This is a genomic window from Flavobacterium bomense, assembly GCF_003970355.1.
Window position 1 is genome coordinate 1 of the sequence record NZ_RYDJ01000073.1, and the last position, 1642, is coordinate 1642.

Annotated in this window: 2 protein-coding genes; both read right to left on the bottom strand. The window is 36.3% G+C overall.

The annotated features are described in order from the left end of the window. Positions 1–455: 455 nt before the first annotated feature. Complete coding sequence (locus tag EKL98_RS17920; RefSeq protein ID WP_199740726.1) at positions 456–938, bottom strand: RICIN domain-containing protein; 483 nt, start codon at positions 936–938, stop codon at positions 456–458. 117 nt (positions 939–1055) lie between these two features. Next, positions 1056–1642 (bottom strand): family 43 glycosylhydrolase (locus EKL98_RS17925; RefSeq protein WP_199740727.1); only part of this gene is annotated, 587 nt, incomplete at its 5' end.

Here is a 1642-nt window from a genome sequence, read left to right on the forward strand (position 1 = left end):
ACTACCTTTGGGTAATTTTAATATCAGTGTTGGTGGAGGACAAACAGAAAATGTGGTAAAAAGTATTGTTAGTGTGACCAAGGGCAACAACAAATAATTAATTTTATTCTAAAGATTTATAAATTAGTTTAAGAAATTATTACAAGTAATTAAATATTAACCCGTTGGATGTAATTAGTTTTTGATGGTGATTTTTCGTCAGTTCGAGTGATTTTCCTTAAAAAATCGTATCGAGAACAAGAAAAATATCATTAAAAACGATTCTCAATAGATTTTTTGTTCCTCCCGTTAGCTATCGGGATTCCACAAAAAAACACTCGAATTGACGTTTTTAATATTTACACCCAATGGGTTAAATATTACTTTTTCTAGATCAAAACCTTTTAAAGCCGAATTGAAACATAAAAAAAGACGCAGATAATTAAAACTGCGTCTTTTTTCATCAAAATGTTTTATCAATCCTTAAAATTCCATTTAGAATTGTCGCTATTCATATCAAACGGTGCAAGTGTCGGTGTGCTATCTCCCGAAGATACTAGTGCTAACTTTTCCTTTGAATTTGGAACTACCTTAGGCATTATTCTATAGGTTCCATCAGTTAATAAATCGATTCGCCATAGTTGTTCAGCAGCGCCAGTAAATTTTGGAACTGTTACTAATTCAGATTCTGCTGTTGCTGCCAATGCTCTTTCTCTTCCGGCAATGATTATTTTATAATATTGACCTCCAAGATAGCCTCCTCCTTCAGGAACGGCTGTAACTGTCCATTTTTGATGTGGTCGGGCCATATAATCTCCGATTCTTACATCAATATTTCCAGTTGGCCAAGTTTTGATAACATCCGATAATACTTGAGATGGAATAGATTTTATAGGTTCATCATTGTTAGCATTCATTCCGCGCATACCACCTGACATTCTTGTAAAATCAACAATCAATTCTAAAGAATAACCTCGTCTTTCGGACTCAATTTCATAGGTGCCTTCTTTAAAAATATCTCCAGCAACTGGCCATCCATTTTTCCATAATATAGGTCTTATTCCTAATACGCTACGTCAACTTTGATCTAAATCTGCCTCGTAATGTAGAGACATTTTTTCAACTCCATTCTCAAGAACCGTACGCCCAAAGTGGCCAGCACCATTAACTCTTCCTCCACCTGATGAAACTACCATCTTGCCACCACCTCTTATCATATCTCTTCCCATATTATCAAGGTATGGCCCTATTACTTTTTTGGAACGACCAACAACGATGTTATAGGTTGAGTTAGCACCATCGCAACAGGTTCCGTGTGTTCCAAAAAGATAATACCATCCGTCACGGTATTCCAAATCAGTGGCTTCACAATCTATAGCTATATCTATTGCTTTATTTCCTTTTGCACGATCACCTGTTTTAGGGTCAAGTTCTACAAGACGAATGAATCCAAAATAGGTACCGTAAGATAACCATAATCGTCCATCGGTTGGGACTAGTAAAAGACCTGGATCGATGGCATCATTGTCTTCCATATTTTTAGATTCTGCAACCACGATAGATTCTGAATATTTAAAATCAGGGGAGTTGGGGTCAAGTGTTTTATTCCACATGGTATTTATTTTACCATCATGTCCGCCTCCCAAACCACCACCAGTTGAAC